Origin of the sequence: Clostridium drakei (assembly GCF_000633595.2) — a bacterium.
GTDB lineage: Bacteria > Bacillota > Clostridia > Clostridiales > Clostridiaceae > Clostridium_AM > Clostridium_AM drakei.
The window spans coordinates 216,296-234,300 of the sequence record NZ_JIBU02000008.1; the positions used below are offsets into that span (position 1 = coordinate 216,296).

At 29.6% G+C, this 18,005-nt stretch carries 14 protein-coding genes; all 14 read left to right on the plus strand.

Annotation, left to right across the window (positions count from 1 at the left end; all coding sequences use genetic code 11):
• Positions 1–143 precede the first annotated feature (143 nt).
• The 14 genes from EG57_RS0204960 to EG57_RS0205020 all read left to right on the plus strand — a co-directional run bounded on the left by EG57_RS0204960 (position 144) and on the right by EG57_RS0205020 (position 17,918).
• The gene (locus EG57_RS0204960; RefSeq protein ID WP_032076162.1) at positions 144–1,061 is read left to right on the plus strand and encodes a ribonuclease H1 domain-containing protein; all 918 of its coding nucleotides are present in this window, start codon (positions 144–146) and stop codon (positions 1,059–1,061) included.
• A 95-nt stretch (positions 1,062–1,156) separates the two neighbouring features.
• Positions 1,157–1,324: a YtxH domain-containing protein gene (locus EG57_RS25690; protein ID WP_084572159.1), complete on the plus strand. Its 168-nt coding sequence runs from the start codon at positions 1,157–1,159 to the stop codon at positions 1,322–1,324.
• Positions 1,325–1,871: 547 nt separating this feature from the next.
• Positions 1,872–3,176, plus strand: a complete 1,305-nt coding sequence (locus EG57_RS0204965; protein ID WP_032076163.1) for a helix-turn-helix domain-containing protein — start codon at positions 1,872–1,874, stop codon at positions 3,174–3,176.
• 18 nt (positions 3,177–3,194) lie between these two features.
• Positions 3,195–4,451 (plus strand): helix-turn-helix domain-containing protein, encoded by a 1,257-nt coding sequence (locus EG57_RS0204970; RefSeq protein WP_032076164.1) that lies wholly within the window; start codon positions 3,195–3,197, stop codon positions 4,449–4,451.
• Positions 4,452–4,671: 220 nt separating this feature from the next.
• Positions 4,672–7,284, plus strand: a complete 2,613-nt coding sequence (gene clpB, locus EG57_RS0204975) for an ATP-dependent chaperone ClpB (protein ID WP_032076165.1) — start codon at positions 4,672–4,674, stop codon at positions 7,282–7,284.
• Between the two features lie 547 nt (positions 7,285–7,831).
• The gene (locus EG57_RS0204980; RefSeq protein WP_032076166.1) at positions 7,832–8,611 is read left to right on the plus strand and encodes a short-chain-enoyl-CoA hydratase; all 780 of its coding nucleotides are present in this window, start codon (positions 7,832–7,834) and stop codon (positions 8,609–8,611) included.
• A 55-nt stretch (positions 8,612–8,666) separates the two neighbouring features.
• The gene (locus EG57_RS0204985; RefSeq protein WP_032076167.1) at positions 8,667–9,512 is read left to right on the plus strand and encodes a 3-hydroxybutyryl-CoA dehydrogenase; all 846 of its coding nucleotides are present in this window, start codon (positions 8,667–8,669) and stop codon (positions 9,510–9,512) included.
• 59 nt (positions 9,513–9,571) lie between these two features.
• Positions 9,572–10,750 (plus strand): acetyl-CoA C-acetyltransferase, encoded by a 1,179-nt coding sequence (locus tag EG57_RS0204990; RefSeq protein ID WP_032076168.1) that lies wholly within the window; start codon positions 9,572–9,574, stop codon positions 10,748–10,750.
• Between the two features lie 168 nt (positions 10,751–10,918).
• Complete coding sequence (locus EG57_RS0204995; protein ID WP_032076169.1) at positions 10,919–12,058, plus strand: acyl-CoA dehydrogenase; 1,140 nt, start codon at positions 10,919–10,921, stop codon at positions 12,056–12,058.
• 12 nt (positions 12,059–12,070) lie between these two features.
• Positions 12,071–12,850 (plus strand): electron transfer flavoprotein subunit beta/FixA family protein, encoded by a 780-nt coding sequence (locus tag EG57_RS0205000; protein ID WP_032076170.1) that lies wholly within the window; start codon positions 12,071–12,073, stop codon positions 12,848–12,850.
• Positions 12,851–12,868: 18 nt separating this feature from the next.
• The gene (locus EG57_RS0205005; RefSeq protein WP_032076171.1) at positions 12,869–13,873 is read left to right on the plus strand and encodes an electron transfer flavoprotein subunit alpha/FixB family protein; all 1,005 of its coding nucleotides are present in this window, start codon (positions 12,869–12,871) and stop codon (positions 13,871–13,873) included.
• 200 nt (positions 13,874–14,073) lie between these two features.
• On the plus strand, positions 14,074–15,543 hold the full coding sequence (locus EG57_RS0205010) for a sigma-54 interaction domain-containing protein (RefSeq protein ID WP_084572160.1): 1,470 nt from the start codon (positions 14,074–14,076) through the stop codon (positions 15,541–15,543).
• A gap of 288 nt (positions 15,544–15,831) precedes the next feature.
• Positions 15,832–17,142: a Mur ligase family protein gene (locus EG57_RS0205015; RefSeq protein ID WP_032076172.1), complete on the plus strand. Its 1,311-nt coding sequence runs from the start codon at positions 15,832–15,834 to the stop codon at positions 17,140–17,142.
• Between the two features lie 41 nt (positions 17,143–17,183).
• Positions 17,184–17,918 carry a type 1 glutamine amidotransferase gene (locus EG57_RS0205020; RefSeq protein WP_032076173.1) on the plus strand — a complete coding sequence of 245 codons (735 nt, stop codon included), beginning with the start codon at positions 17,184–17,186 and terminating at the stop codon, positions 17,916–17,918.
• The last annotated feature ends 87 nt before the right edge of the window (positions 17,919–18,005 follow it).

Consider the following 18,005-nt stretch of genomic DNA (forward strand, 5'->3'; position numbering starts at 1 on the left):
AATCATAAAATTTGTTAAAGTAATTTATGGAACTTAATATATAAAAGATTTATTGCAGAAATTATAATTTATTGTATACTTTATTTATGAAATGATTTCACATGGATAATATATAAATAGCTGTTAAAAAAGAGAGGTTAGATATGGGAAAAAAAGTATATGCAATAAAAGAAGGATTTAATTTTAAAACTAATGAAAAAGTGGAAAATAAAATAGTTAGCACTTGGGCGGAGTGTTTAAAGTATGTTAAAGGGGTTAAAGGAGCTAAGTATAAGAGTTTTCCAGACATTGAAAGTGCAAGTAAGTATTTAAGCGAGGATACAAAATTATTGAGAAAAGAAGATAACAATTATCCGCAGGATTGCTTGCATGTTTATGTTGATGGAAGTTACAATATTAATACAGAAGAATATTCTTATGGACTGGTAGCAGTTAGAAATAATGTAGTTGAATACATTAATAGTGCGTCAGCAAAAGATAGTTCTAAAAAGAATATAAGGCAGATAGCAGGAGAGTTAGAAGCTGCTATTAAAGCTGTACAATATGCAATTGAAAAGGGAGATAAGCGTGTAGTAATATTTCATGATTATGAAGGAATATGCCATCATGCTACAGGTTTTTGGGAAAGAAAGGAACAATCTTCAGCTGAATACTATGAAAAGATGAATGAGTTAATGAGTCAAGGTATTCAGGTGATTTTTGTTAAAGTAGACAGCCATACAGGTGATTTTTTTAATGAACTTGTAGATGAGAAGTGTAAGGAAAAACTATTGATTGCATCAGATAAAGTAGTGGAAAAATGGCTTCTTACAAATTGTGTAAATGTGTCAGATGAAAGAGTAAAACAACAAATTCTAAATATAGCTCCTAAAGGAGAAGAGAATATAATAATAATTAATTCTAATGAAAAAAAAGTCGAAAATAACACAAAAGAAAACCAATTTAGCATTATAATTTCAGAATATGATAAAGATCCTGAATATGCTAAGAGCTTGATATGCAGCTTAAGCAGCAAAGAAAAAAATGATTTTATAGTTTATTTGTTAGATAAAAACAATTAGTATAATTTTCTTTGTTTAATATATACAAAAATGCATATTCTATATATGAAGCTAAAAAATATTTAACTACATAGTTAAAAAGGAGTGGATAGAATATGCGTGGTAAATTTGTAACAGGTGCTTTAGTAGGTGCTGCTTTGGGAATGATGATAGTTCCAGGAATGGACCGAACAACAAAGAGAAGAATAAAAAGAACTGCAAAATACATGAAAAATATGGCAGAAGATGCTTATGATGGTATGAAGGACAAAATGAGACAGTAAGGTGTTATGCTAAGAAGATAGTAGATCATTCAAAAGTTTAGTTGATCATTGTTTCAATAAAAAGGGAAAAATAACAATTTATAAATTGCGTACTATGGATTTATATAAGTAATATAGTACGCAATTTTTGTATAAATTTAAAATGTTGAGGATAAATTTGGGTACAATGTAATTAAAGTTAAAAAAATGTACGTTATATTAAAAATTTTTATATTATTATTAAAAAATATGTTATAATAATATATGTAATTCAAAAAAATTTAATACAGTTAAATTTATCTTACAGTCAAATAATTGGAAATTTTATAAAGGACTATTATGAAATTTTCCAAAGTCTGATTATACTTTTAGTTAAATAGTAAATGTTCAAAAAAACTAAAGACTTATTTGCTTATCTAGATATATTAAATAGATTAATGATTGTAGACAAACTAAATTAAAAATAGTTTTGATTTTGGATAAATACTTGGACTAAAATATATGTTTGAATTTTTCCCGAATATTTATATATGCATCAATATGTATGTAATAAAGGAAGAGTGAATTTATGGAGATACTATCTTTAGGAGAAAAAATTAAAAGAAGAAGAAAAGATCTTAATATGACCCTTAAAGATTTAGCAGGAGATAGAATTACTCCTGGGCAAATAAGCCTTGTTGAGTCAGGAAAATCAAATCCTAGTATGGATTTGCTAGAATATCTTGCTAATGCACTAAATACTTCTATAGAATACCTTATGGAATCTGAAGAGACACAAGCAGAAAAAATTTGTACTTATTTTGAGAACATAGCTGAATCTTATATAATAAATGAAGATTTAAATCAGGGTGAGGAGTACATAGAAAAAGCTTTATATTATGCAGAAAGGTATAATCTTGAGTATTGCAAGGCAAAAAATTTGTATCTTAGAGGGATTATATATATGTCCAAAGACGAATGTGCTTTAGCTCAGCAGTTTTTCCTATCATCTAATGTAATATTTATAAAAAATAATAATTATGAAGAAACTATTAAAACATTTGTAAATTTAGGGGAAATTACAATGAAGCTAAAAGCTTATCATTCTTCTTGTAGTTATTTTCAGCAAGCAGAAAGTGTGTACACTGAGAATGAGATAGGAAATGATTTTCTACTTGGACAGATATATTATAATATAGCTTGTGTGTATTTTAAGTTGGAAAACATGGAAAAGTCTATGAACTATTCTTATTTAGCAAAAGAAAAATTTAGGCAAATGGATAATAAAAAAGAATATGCTAAGACATTATTACTATTATCAGAACAATATAATAAAAAAGGTGATGTAGATAATGCCATAAAGTATTCCAAGAAGACATTAAATGTGTATAAAGAAATTGAAGATGTTATACATATTGCTAAAATAGAAAATAGTCTTGGTAAATTATTCTGTGAGTTTGATAACTTGGAAGAGTCATTTATACATTTAAACAAAGCTAGAGAACTAAAGACAAAAATTAAAGATTCTAGTATAGTAGAAACCTTGGTGAATATATGTGAAAATTATATAAAACTTAAAGATATAGAAAACTCTAAGTTAATACTTAAAAACATAATTGATAGTATTGAGGATGGCAGTGATAGAACTTTAATACAGTATTATTTACTTAAGTATAGAATAGATATGTTAGAGTCCAATCTAAGGGAGGCTGAGAATACTTTAATTATGGTGTTAAGCTTTGTCAGAAATATGGATTATACAAAGGAAATTGCCGAAATATGTATTATGATAGGAAAATTTTATATAGACAATAATAAAGAACAAGAGGCTGCTCAGTATTTAAATGAAGGTGTGGAAACTTTTAAAAAGCTTGGAATATTAAAAGACTGTTAGTGTGGATAGGTGAAAAATATGGAGATACTTTCTACAGGTGAAAAGATTAAAAGGGCTAGAACATATAAGGGATGCACTTTAAAAGATTTATGTGGGGATAAAATATCAGTATCAAAAATGAGTTGTATTGAAAATGATAAAATCAAACCTGAAGACTGGATATTAGAATTTGTAGCAGAAAAACTTCAGATTGATGAATCATATTTGAAACAAGATATTAAATCCCAAGTAATAAGGAATATTAATGATATAGAAAAAAGCGAGTATTCAGATGAGTATGAGAGTATACTAGAATATAATTTAAAGTACTCAGAAGAATATTCATATTTCGATATATCTTTTAATATAATGCACTTGTTATTTAATTATTATTTGGATAAAAATAAAATTGAAAAAATACAGCTTATAATATCTAAGTACTATGATTATTGGAAAAAGTGTTTTACAGAAGAGAATGGCGTAGTATACTACATGGATATAGCTAGATTTTTTTATAACACTAAAGAATTCTCTCAAGCAGCTAATTATTATAGCAATGTGAGAGATGTTTCTAAAAAAAGTAAAGATTATGCATTATTAGCAAGAGCAACTTACAATGAGGCAGCTTGTTATGTTATGTTAGAAAATTATGAGACGGCTTATGAAATAGCTATAAATCTTACAGATTTGATTGATTATATAGAAAATGATATTAAAAAAGCAGAAGCTTACCATATGCTTGGAATACTATGCCTTAGAAGAAATCACGTGGAAAATTTTGATGAATATGAACAAAAATCTTTTAAATTGTATGAAAATAATTTATCACATAAAGCTCAAGCTATATACAACTACGCTGTAGTTATGTTTAGCTTAAATATGAAGGATAAGGCTATAGATTATATAAATAGAGCATTGGAATGTTATCCTAAGGATAACAAAGAAACTTTAGTTAAATTTATGCTAATGAATATAAATAAATTAATTGAAAATGGCGTATTGGATAAAGCTCAGAAAGTTTGTGATATGGCTTTAAACTATGCCATAACTTTAAATAATATAACTTTTATAGAAAGAGCATATTATTATAAATCATTAATTTTGGAAAGAGAAGGCGATCTTTCATCAGCAGAAATGTATATAAACTTATCCTTGGATGCGTTATTAAAATTTGCTAATAATAATGAAATATATAGAAGATATATGGAAATGGGCAATATGTACTATAGAATAGGAAATGTAAGAGAATCAATAAAGTATTTTAATTTCGCAATTAATTTAGAAAAGAAAATGTAATAGGTTTATATGAATTCAATAGATTATTCTTTTGAAAAAATCATCTTTATTTATTTTAAAGATGGTTTTTTCTTACGTGCATTTAAAAATTAATAGTTTTTTAATGATAATTATTATATTAAATATTGAATGAGAAGTGAGATTGGGTATAATAGTAATTAAAAGCATAATGAGACACAATTTTTTTAGATTGTGTGTTAATTTCTAAGGAGGTTTTTTTATGGATGTAGAAAAATTAACTATAAAAGTTCAAAAAGCTTTAAATGAAGCACAGTTAGTAGCTGTTAGATATAATCATCAACAGATAGACAATATTCATCTTTTTTCAGCCTTAGTGTCTCAAGAAGATGGTCTTATTCCTAATATATTTAGTAAGATGGGAGTAGATATAAGGGCGTTAAAAGAAGAAATAAGTAAGGTTTTAGATAAAATGCCAAAGGTTCTTGGAGAAGGAGCTCAAAATACATCTATTTATGCAACTAGAAGATTTGAAGATGTTTTTGTAAAAGCAGAAAAGGAAGCCAAAAAATTTAAAGATTCTTATATAAGTGTGGAACATGTTATGCTTGGGCTTATGGAAGTTAATTCTAAAGAGGTGCAAGATATTTTAACAAAATTTAATATTGCAAAAAATGATTTCCTAAGCGCATTATCTAAGGTTAGAGGAAATCAGAGAGTAGAAACTCAAGATCCGGAAGGAACCTATGAAGCCTTGGTTAAGTATGGAAGAAATTTAGTTGAAGAAGCTAAAAAACATAAATTAGATCCTGTCATAGGTAGAGATGATGAAATTAGGAGAGTTGTAAGAATACTTTCAAGAAGAACAAAGAACAATCCAGTACTCATAGGCGAACCTGGAGTTGGTAAAACTGCTATAGTGGAAGGATTAGCGGAGAGAATAGTAAAAGGTGATGTGCCAGAAGGGCTTAAAAATAAAATAATATTCTCTTTAGACATGGGTGCACTTATTGCTGGAGCTAAGTTTAGGGGAGAATTTGAAGAAAGACTAAAGGCAGTATTAAAAGAGGTTGAAAATAGTGAAGGAAGAATAGTTCTTTTTATAGATGAAATTCACACTATAGTTGGAGCAGGAAAAACAGAAGGTTCTATGGATGCTGGAAACCTTATAAAACCAATGTTAGCTAGAGGGGAACTTCATTGTATAGGTGCTACAACCTTTGACGAGTATAGGAAGTATATAGAAAAAGATAAGGCTTTAGAGAGAAGATTTCAGCCAGTAGTAGTAGCTGAACCTACAGTTGAAGATTCTATATCTATACTTAGAGGACTTAAGGAAAGATTTGAAATATATCATGGTATAAGAATTCATGATTCAGCTATTGTTGCATCAGCAAAGCTTTCTAACAGATATATAACAGATAGGTATTTGCCAGATAAAGCCATAGACCTTATAGATGAGGCTTGTGCAATGATAAGAACTGAAATAGATAGTATGCCTGCCAATATGGATATGGTAAAACGTAAAATATTTCAATTAGAGATTGAAAAAGAAGCATTATCCAAGGAGAAAGACAATGCTTCTAGAGAAAGACTTAAGTTTTTGGAAAAAGAATTAAGTAATTTAAAAGATAAAGATAATGAAATGACTGCAAAATATGAAAAAGAAAAGTCTAAAATAATTGAAATTAGAAATTTAAAGGAACAGCTTGATAATGCCAGAGGTGATATTGAAAAAGCTGAAAGAGAGTATGATTTAAATAAGGTAGCGGAGCTTAGATATGGATTAATTCCTAAGCTTGAAGCTGCAATAAAAGAAAAAGAGAAATTGATTAAAGAAAATAATGAAGATGCAATGTTAAAAGAAGAGGTAACAGAACAGGAAATTTCACAGATAATTTCAAATTGGACTGGCATACCTGTAGCGAATTTAGTAGAAGGAGAACGAAAAAAACTTTTAAGGCTAGAAGATGAACTTTCACAAAGGGTAATTGGGCAAAAAGAAGCTATAACGGCTGTATCTAATGCAGTTATTAGGGCAAGAGCTGGAATGAAAGATCCTAAGAGACCTATAGGTTCTTTCATATTTCTTGGACCTACAGGAGTTGGAAAAACAGAATTAGCTAAAACTTTAGCTAGAACTTTGTTTGATAGTGAGGAAAATATAGTAAGAATAGATATGTCTGAATATATGGAGAAATATTCCGTATCTAGGCTTATAGGTGCACCTCCAGGATATGTGGGGTATGAAGAGGGAGGACAGCTTACTGAGGCTATAAGACGAAAACCTTATAGCGTAATACTATTTGATGAAATAGAAAAAGCCCATGATGATGTGTTTAATATATTTCTTCAAATATTAGATGATGGGAGACTTACTGACAATCAAGGAAAAGTTATAGATTTTAAAAATTGTATAATAATCATGACGTCAAATATTGGAAGTAATTATTTATTGGAGAATAAAGAAAGTTCAGAAATAGAACAACATATTCGTGATAGAGTTATGAGTGAAATGAAATCGAAATTTAAGCCAGAATTTTTAAATAGATTAGATGATATTATATTATTTAAACCTCTATCAACAGAAGAAATAAAGGATATAATATCAATATTTATTGACGATATAAGAAAGAGGCTTAAAGACAAGAATATATCATTAAAAATAACAGAATCCGCTAAAAAGCTTATGGCAGAAGAAGGATATGATCCAATATATGGTGCAAGGCCTTTAAAAAGATATATTGAAAATGCACTAGAGACATCTATTGCAAAAAAGATCATTAAAGGTGATTTATACGAAGGATGTACCGTAGGAGTTGATGTCAAAAATGATGAAATTATTATAGAAAATGTAAATACCAATATAAAGTGATTCTTAGAAGGACTTATTCATCCGCGCAGCAGTGGTTATCAATGGTTTTAAGAAGTTAGAGGTATTAGCAATAGTAGTGATCAGATAAAATAGTTATAAGGATATCAATTATGATATCCTTATAACTATTTTTTTGTAATTTTGTTAGTAGATTTAATTGGAAAATTATGACTTAATATTTAGTTTAATAATATAAACTATAAAATTTTACAGGTAGTAATTTGCAAAAAAGTATCTATTGATGTAATATTGCAACTTGATTTTAAAGAGAAACTAACAAAAATATAGCAATAAATGCTTGTATTTAGCAATAATTTCATTTGATGCAAAAATACAACATGTTTCTTATTTGCAACATAAAAAAGTCTGAAAATAAACATATTTTAGAACTTAATTTGGCGTTTGAAAGTTAAATTATTAACGAACTTGGTGTTAATAATTTAACTATCTCAATAGTTTCCCAACTTTTAGTAAAAATATGTTTACTAAATTAATTATTGTTTGGCACAGGTTTTGCTAAATAAATATAGTATAAGGGGTGATTATTTTGGAATATAAAAATATTAAAGTAGAAAAAGAAAACCATATTTCTATATTGTCTATTAATAGACCTAAGGCACTAAATGCATTGAATGCTGAACTATTGAATGAAATTGATCAATGCATAGATCAAATTAAAAATGATGAAAGTACATATGTGCTTATAATTACAGGGGAAGGTAAGGCATTTGTAGCTGGAGCAGATATAGCAGAAATGAAAGATAAAACTCCAGAACAGGCAAGAAAGTTTGCTGAATTAGGATTAGCTATATTTAGAAAAATAGAGCTTATGGAAAAACCAGTTATTGCAGCAATTAATGGATTTGCGCTAGGCGGCGGTTGTGAATTATCAATGAGTTGTGATATAAGAATAGCTTCACAAAAAGCTAAATTTGGACAACCAGAAGTTGGTTTAGGAATTATACCTGGATTTGCAGGAACACAAAGACTTTCAAGATTAGTAGGACCAGGAAAAGCAAAAGAATTAATATATACAGCAGATATGATTAAAGCTGAAGAAGCTGAAAAAATAGGATTGGTTAATAAAGTAGTTGCACCTGAAGAATTAATGAATGAAGCAAAAGCAATGGCAGAAAAGATTGCTTCAAAAGCACAAGCTGCTATAAGATATTCAAAAATATCAATTAATAAAGGTTTTGAAACTGACATTGACACAGGAATGACAATTGAAAATAATTTATTTAGTTTATGTTTCGCAACAGAAGATCAAAAAGAAGGAATGGGAGCTTTCTTAGAAAAAAGAAGTCCAAATTTCACATTAAAATAGTTTAAAAATAATTATCAATTTATTATAAATTAAAAGTTTATTGGAGGGAAAATATATGAAGATATTTGTATTAGGAGCAGGAACAATGGGATCAGGAATTGTTCAAACATTTGCTCAATCAGGCTATGAAGTAGTAATGAGAGATATTGAAGATAAGTTTGTTGAAAAAGGAATTTCAAATATTACTAAAAATCTTGATAGAAGTGTTAAAAAAGGAAAAATGACTGAAGAAGCTAAAAAAGAAATCCTTGGTAGAATAACACCTACTACAGATATGGGTTTAGCAAAGGATGTAGATCTTGTAGTAGAAGCTGCTATAGAAAATATGGAAATTAAAAAGAAAATTTTCGCTGAATTAGATGGAATTTGCAAACCAGAAGCTATACTTGCTTCAAACACATCATCTTTATCAATAACTGAAGTAGCAAGTGCTACAAATAGACCAGATAAAGTTATAGGAATGCATTTCTTTAATCCAGTACCAGTAATGAAATTAGTAGAAGTTATAAAGGGAATTTGTACTTCAGAGGAAACTAAAAATACAATAGTTGAAACAGCTAAAAAATTAGGAAAAGAACCAGTAGAAGTGGAAGAAGCGCCAGGATTTGTAGTTAATAGAATACTTGTTCCTATGATAAATGAAGCAGCTGGTATCTTAGCTGATGGTATCGCTAAGGCAGAAGATATTGATTTAGCAATGAAGTTAGGTGCTAACCACCCAATAGGACCTCTAGCTTTAGCAGATTTAATTGGTATAGATGTATGTTTAGCTGTTATGGATGTTTTATATACAGAATTTGGTGATTCAAAATATAGACCTCATCCATTATTAAGAAAAATGGTAAGAGGAAAATTATTAGGAAGAAAGACTGGAAAAGGATTTTATGACTATACAAAATAGTTAGGTAATATAAACATATTTAATAATTGTATAAAATAAGAATTTTAGGAGGAAATAACATGAGAGAAGTAGTTATAGTTAGCGCAGTTAGAACTGCTATAGGTAAATTTGGAGGAGCATTAAAAGATGTAACAACTGTTGATTTAGGATCTATTGTTATTAAAGAAGCTGTAAAAAGAGCAGGAATAAAACCAGAACAAGTTGGAGAAGTAATGATGGGCTGTGTATATCAAGCAGGACTTGGACAAAATGCAGCTAGACAAGCATCAGTTAACGCTGGCATTCCAGTAGAAGTTCCAGCTATGACAGTAAATATACTTTGTGGTTCAGGTCTTAGAACTGTAAGTTTAGCAGCACAAATAATAAAAGCAGGTGACGAAGATATTATAGTTGCAGGTGGAATGGACAATATGTCAAGAACTCCATATGTTCTTCAATCAGGAAGATGGGGACAAAGAATGGGAGCATCAGAAATGCAAGATTCTATGCTTCATGATGGTTTACATTGTGCATTTAATCATTACCACATGGGAGTTACTGCAGAAAATATAGCTGAACAGTGGAAATTAACTAGAGAAGAACAGGATGCTTTTTCAGTAAATTCACAAAATAAAGCAGAAGCAGCAATAAAAGCAGGAAAATTTAAAGATGAAATAGTTCCTGTAGTTATAAAAACTAGAAAAGGTGAAGTAATATTTGATACAGATGAGGGACCAAGACCAGGAACAACTATTGAAGCATTAGCTAAATTAAAACCAGCCTTCAAAAAAGGTGGAACAGTTACAGCAGGAAATTCTTCAGGAATAAATGATGCAGCATCAGCACTAGTAATTATGAGTGCTGATAAAGCAAAAGAATTAGGATTAAAACCTATGGCTAAAATAGTTTCTTATGGAACAAAAGGATTAGACCCATCAATAATGGGATATGGTCCATTCCATTCTACTAAACTTGCTTTAGAAAGAGCTGGTATGACAGTAGATGATTTAGATTTAATAGAAGCAAATGAAGCTTTTGCAGCGCAAAGTTTAGCAGTAGCAAGAGACTTAAAATTTGATATGAGCAAAGTTAATGTAAATGGAGGAGCTGTAGCATTAGGTCATCCAGTAGGATGCTCTGGAGCTAGAATTTTAACTACACTTTTATATGAAATGCAAAAAAGAGGTTCTAAAAAAGGCCTAGCAACTTTATGCATAGGTGGAGGAATGGGAACATCTGTAATAGTTGAAAGATGCTAAGTAAAAAAATTAAAGAGTAAGAGCTTGAGACCTTTGGCGGCTTGAGACTTTAGACTTATTTAATTTTAAAATATCATAATGTACAGCTAAGGTTATTGTTAACTTTAGCTGTATATTAAAAAATTAGATGTTATTTAATTAAATAAAATAAATTTAGGAGGACTTTTTATGGATTTTACATTGACAAAGGAACAAGAATTTGTAAAACAAATGGTAAGCGAATTTGCAGAAAATGAAGTTAAACCCCTAGCAGCAGAAATAGACGAAACAGAAAGATATCCACTTGAAACTGTAAAGAAAATGGCTAAGTATGGAATGATGGGTATGCCTATTGCTAAAGAATACGGTGGAGCTGGTGGAGATACTCTTTCATATATACTAGCCGTAGAAGAATTAGCCAAAGTATGCGCAACAACATCAACTATCCTTTCAGCACATACTTCTCTTTGTGCGTCTTTAATTCAACAATTTGGATCAGAAGAACAGAAACAAAAATACTTAGTACCTCTTGCAAAAGGAGAAAAGATAGGAGCATTTGGCTTAACTGAACCAAACGCAGGTACAGACTCATCAGCTCAACAAAGTTTGGCTGTTCTTGAAGGAGATCATTATATATTAAACGGTCAAAAAATATTTATAACAAATGGTGCTTATGCAGATGTATTTGTAGTATTTGCAATGACAGATAGAAGCAAAGGAAACAAAGGAATATCAGCATTTATACTAGAAAAAGGAATGCCAGGTTTCTCATTTGGAAAAGTTGAAAATAAATTGGGAATAAGGGCTTCATCAACAACAGAACTTATATTTGAAGATGTTAAAGTACCAGTAGAAAATTTGATAGGAAAAGAAGGAAAAGGTTTTGGTATAGCAATGAAAACTCTTGATGGAGGAAGAATTGGTATAGCAGCACAAGCATTAGGAATATCAGAAGGTGCTTTAGATGAAGCTATAAAATATATGCATGAAAGAAAACAATTTGGAAAACCACTTAGCAAATTCCAAGGCTTAGCTTGGATGGTAGCAGAAATGGACGTAAAAATTGAAGCTGCAAGAAACTTAGTATATAAAGCAGCAATGAAGAAGGAAAAGGGACTTCCATATACATTAGATGCAGCAAGAGCAAAATTGTTTGCAGCAGATACAGCCATGGAAGTAACAACAAAAGCAGTACAGTTATTTGGAGGATATGGATATACTAAGGATTATCCAGTAGAAAGAATGATGAGAGATGCCAAGATAACAGAAATATATGAAGGAACATCTCAAGTTCAAAAAATGGTTATATCAGGAAGCAGATTAAAATAGGAGGTTTTTTAAATGAATATAGTTGTTTGCTTAAAACAAGTACCAGATACAACAGAAGTAAAAATAGATCCAAAGACAGGAACATTAATAAGAGAAGGTGTTCCATCAATAATAAATCCAGATGATAAGAATGCTTTAGAAGAAGCATTAGTGTTAAAGGAAAATTCAGGTGCTAAGATTACAGTAATAAGTATGGGACCTCCACAGGCAGAAGCAGCTTTAAGAGAAGCTTTGGCTATGGGAGCAGATGAAGCTATACTAATAACAGATAGAGCCTTTGCAGGAGCAGATACATTAGCAACATCACATGCACTTGCAGGTGCATTAAAGAAATTAGATTATGATATAGTTTTCGCAGGAAGACAAGCAATAGATGGAGATACAGCACAAGTAGGACCAGAAATAGCAGAACATTTAGGAATACCTCAAATAACATATGTTGAGAAAGTTGATATAGATGGAGATAAAATAAAAGTAAGAAAAGCATGGGAAGATGGATATGAAGATTTAACAGTAAAAGCTCCAGTGCTTTTAACAGCAATAAAAGAATTAAATGTTCCAAGATACATGCATATGAAGAATATATTTAATGTATTTAAACAAGAAGTAAAAGTATGGACTGCAAATGATATAGGTGTAGATAAATCTCTTCTAGGACTATCAGGATCACCAACAAAGGTAAAGAGATCAGCAACAAAAGAAGCAAAGGGTACAGGAGAACTTATAAACAAGCCATTTAAAGAAGCAGCAGCTTATGCAGTTTCAAAATTAAAAGAAAAACACTATGTATAAATTAGGAGGTTTTTTAGCATGAATATAGCAGATTATAAAGGCGTATGGGTATTTGCTGAACAGAGAGATGGAAAACTACAAAAAGTAGCCTTAGAGCTAATAGGAAAAGGCAAAGAGTTAGCAGATAAATTAGGAACAGAAGTAACAGCATTATTACTTGGAAGCGAAGCTGATGATATAGCAAAAGAATTATCAGCATATGGAGCAGACAAAGTAATATATGCAGATAGTCCATTATTAAAACACTATACAACAGATGGATATGCAAAAGTTATATGTGACTTGGTACAAGAAAGAAAACCAGAAGCAATACTTGTAGGAGCAACATATATAGGAAGAGATTTAGGACCAAGAGTATCAGCAAGATTGTCAACAGGACTTACAGCAGACTGTACAGGACTAGATATAGATGCAGAAACAAAACATCTTCAAATGACAAGACCAGCATTTGGAGGAAACTTAATGGCAACAATAGAATGTGCAGATAATAGACCACAAATGTCAACAGTAAGACCTGGAGTATTTGAAAAATTAAAAAAAGATGCATCAAGAAAAGGTGAAATAGAAAAAATAAATGCAGATATAAAAGCATCAGATATAAGAGTAAAAGTAGATGAAGTAGTAAAAATAGCAAAAGATATTATGGATATAGGAGAAGCACAGTTCATAGTATCCGGAGGAAGAGGAATAGGAAGTAAAGAAGGTTTTGCACCATTAAAAGAATTAGCAGATATACTAGGAGGAACAGTAGCAGGTTCAAGAGCAGCAGTAGAAAATGGCTGGGTAGACAAAGCATGCCAAGTAGGACAGACAGGACAAACAGTAAAGCCTATAGTATATATAGCATGTGGAATATCAGGAGCAATTCAACATTTAGCAGGAATGCAAGATAGTGATTATATAATAGCAATAAATAAAGATGAAGGCGCTGCAATAATGAAAGTAGCAGATTTAGCTATAGTAGGAGATTATAAAAAGGTGATTCCTGAAATGGTAGCTGAAATAAAAGCTTTAAATAATTAGCATACATTAAAACTCAATTCAAAATATATAGATAAAAAATTTCGTATATAAGTTTGTAAAAATGCGTATACGAAGTTTTTTATTTTTTGAATTAAATATAATTATATAGTATAATTGATAGAAAATATAAGTAATTGTATTTTCTATCAATTATTTATATTTTTTATCAATGTATAATAGGTAGGAGGTTGCACTACTTTATGGAAATTGAACAATTAGTAAATAACATTCTTTCTGATTCTTGTGACTTAGAAATGGAATTGGAGTTCGTAAAGTTTAAATTAAAGGAATTGCAGGATGTAATTGAAGAATTTAATGATGGTGTTTACGTTACAGATAAATATGGCAATACTATATTAGTAAATAAATATTGGGAAAAGATTACTGGTATAAAAAGAGAAGAAGTATTGAAAAGAAACATGTTGTCTTTAGAAAAAGATGGATATGTGTCAAAATCAGCAACCCTTATAGTTTTAAAATATAAAAAAAGTGTAACTATTGAACAAAAGTTAAAAACTGGGAAGAAGGTATTGGTTTCAAGCAATCCAATATTGGATAGGGAAGGAAACGTAACTATGGTAGTTACAAGTGTAAGAGATGTTATAGAGTTGTATGAATTAGAGGAACAGCTGGAAAAAAAAGAGGAAATGCTTAATAGTCAATATTCTTCTAATACAGATAAATTGAAAAATCAGCTTTTAAATTTTTCAGATATTATAGTAGAAGATGAGAATACAATTAATGTTTTGCAAATGGCTAAGAAAGTAGCAAAAGTAGATGCTACTGTACTTTTACTTGGCGAAACAGGGTCAGGTAAGGAAGAAATTGCTAAATATATACATAAAAATAGTAAAAGATGTAATAACAATTTTATAAAAATAAATTGTGGAGCAATCCCAGAGCATCTTATGGAATCAGAATTTTTTGGTTATGAAAAAGGAGCCTTTACTGGAGCTAATAGAGAAGGTAAAATTGGATTATTTGAAATGTGTAATGATGGAAACTTATTTTTAGATGAAGTAGGAGAATTGCCATTAGATATGCAAGTTAAGCTTCTTAGGGTGCTTCAGGAAAGAGAGATTACTAGAGTAGGTGGTACTAGGACTATTAAAATAGATGTAAGGGTTATAGCGGCAACTAATAGAGATTTAAAAAAAATGGTGGATAAAAAGCTTTTTAGAGAAGATTTATATTATCGTTTAAATGTAATACCTATCACAGTGTTGCCTTTAAGAAAAAGAAAAAAAGATATTAAGCCATTAGCAATGCATTTTTTGAATAAATTTAACAATAAATATAACTTTAATAAATCTCTAACTTGTGCAGCAATGGATTATTTATATAAATATGATTGGCCTGGAAACGTAAGAGAACTCAGAAACATAATAGAGAGAACTGTAATTATGAGTAAAGGTGATAAAATACTTAGAGACGATTTAACTGTTAGAATGCTTGGAGATTACAATTTGGTGGAGAATAATAATAAAGATAAACATTTTACTTTGAAAGAAGCTGTTGAAAATTTAGAAGAAGTACTTATAGAAACTACTTTTAAAAAATATGGTAATGTTAGAGCAGCAGCCAAGGAGTTAGGCATAGATGCATCAACCCTTGTAAGGAAAAGAAAAAAATATAGAAGTAAAAGCAATTCTAAAAATAGTGATACTTAGTTGTACAAGTAATAATTTTGAATAAAGAATATAGATAAGATTAAGATATATTGTGAAAAATGTTGTATACCTTCGAAATTTTGAATTTGTTTCATAATTCACGAATTAGAAGGGGTTCATTGTAAAAAAGTGTGATGTAAAAAAAGTAATATTGTATTATAATATTTAGAGTTAGGGGTAAAGTTACAATTAATAATTTAAGTTAATTTTTTCAAAAATCTTAACCAAATAACAAGGGTGGTGTGAAAAATTAAAATTAAATCTTTTTTTAGTATTATAATTTCTAAAATGGTAATAAGTCTATCAAAGGTTTTATTTAAAGGGGGAAGCAACTTTCCAGGCAGGATTGCCTTAAAATTAGATGAAAGTATTTTAAAAACTCTATGCGAAGATTATAAGATCATACTTATCACAGGAACTAATGGTAAGACTACAACTACAAGTATGATATATAATATGCTAAAAGATAGTGAAAAATATGTAATTACAAATAATACAGGTGCAAATATGCTTCCAGGAATAGTTTCTTGTTTTGTGGAGCATTTTTCTTTTTCAAGCTGTTCAGCTACAAAGTACGCAGTCATTGAGTGCGATGAAGCTAACGTGAAGCTGGTTACAAAATATGTGACTCCAGAAGTTATAACTGTAACTAATTTATTTAGAGATCAATTAGATAGATATGGTGAAGTATATACTACACTTAAAAAGATACTTGAAGGAATTGAAAAAGTTCCATTAGCTAATTTAGTATTAAATGGAGATGAATCTTTGCTAGGAGATTTGGAACTTCCTAATAGGACTATATATTATGGATTTAAGGATTCTTTAAATAAGAACAAAATAATAGATATAAATGCTGATGCTAAATTTTGCAAAAAGTGTAAAAGTCCTTATAAGTATAATTATCTTACTTATAATCATTTGGGAGATTTTTATTGTGAAAACTGTGGATATAAAAGACCTGAGTTGGATTATTATATAGATGAAATAAAAGAACAAGATACAGAAGGATCCTTAGTAATAATGAATGGAAACGAATATTATATAAATCAACCAGGTACATATAACATATATAATGCCTTATGTGCATATTCAGTTGGAAAAGTATGTGGGATTCCAGATTCTATAATCTTTAATTCCTTGAAAAGTCAAAAAAGCAGCTTTGGTAGACAAGAAAGTATAAATATAGATGGAAAAGATATAAAGATAATTTTAGTTAAAAATCCGGCTGGATATAATGAAGCAATAAACACTATAAGTTTAGATAAAAGGAAATTTTCTTTGGCAGTACTTTTAAATGATAATTATGCAGATGGCAGGGATGTGTCCTGGATATGGGATGTTAATTTTGAAATGTTGTCTACATTGGATATTGATAAAACAATAGTTTCTGGTATAAGACTGTATGATATGGCTATAAGACTTAAAGTGGCAGGGATTCCACAGGATAAATTTGCTATATGTGAAAATTATGAAAATATTCTAGAAGAAATAAGAAAATGTGATAATGATACTCTTTATATACTTGCTACTTATACTGCTATGATTAATTTTAGAAAGTTCCTTAATAATAAAGGGTTTATTAAAAATCTTTGGTAAAGCTTCCGTGAGAATAATAAAGATAAGGAGTTGTAAATATAATGGAACTTAATATATGTCATTTATATCCTGATTTGTTAAATGTATATGGAGATTTAGGCAATATTCTTATATTAAAATATAGAGCTGAACAAAGAGGAATAAAGGTAAATGTGTTTAATGTATCTATAGGAGATTCTTTTGAAGCTTTAAAATATGATATAGCTTTTTTTGGTGGTGGACAAGATTATGAACAGTCCATAGTTTCAGATGATTTAAATCAAACTAAAAAAGAAGATATGATAGAATATATAGAAGGTGGAAAAGTATTTCTTGCTATTTGTGGTGGATATCAGCTTCTGGGTAAATATTATACAACACCTGATGGAGAAAAACTTGATGGACTTGGTATTATAGATGTATATACAGAAGGTGGGAGTGTAAGATTTATAGGAAATACAGTGATTCACAATGAAGAATTTGATGAAACTTATGTAGGTTTTGAGAATCATTCAGGAAGAACTTATATAGGTAAAGAATTAAAACCTCTTGGCAAAACAATTGCAGGGTACGGTAATAATGGCGAAGATGGATATGAAGGTTGTATATATAAAAATTGTTACTGTACATATTTTCATGGTTCTCTTCTTTCGAAAAACCCTGAGTTAGCAGATAGACTTATTGAAACAGCTTTATCTAATAAATCTGGAGAAAAAATAGAATTAGATCCATTAGATAACAGCTTGGAGCTTAAAGCTAAGGAGTTTATTGTAAATAGGGAAACTAAGAAGAACTAGAAATTGTTACATGATAAGCACATTGCGACGTAATGGTGCAGTGGAAGTTTGAGTTTCAACTTTTATTCCATGGTATATCTAATTTAA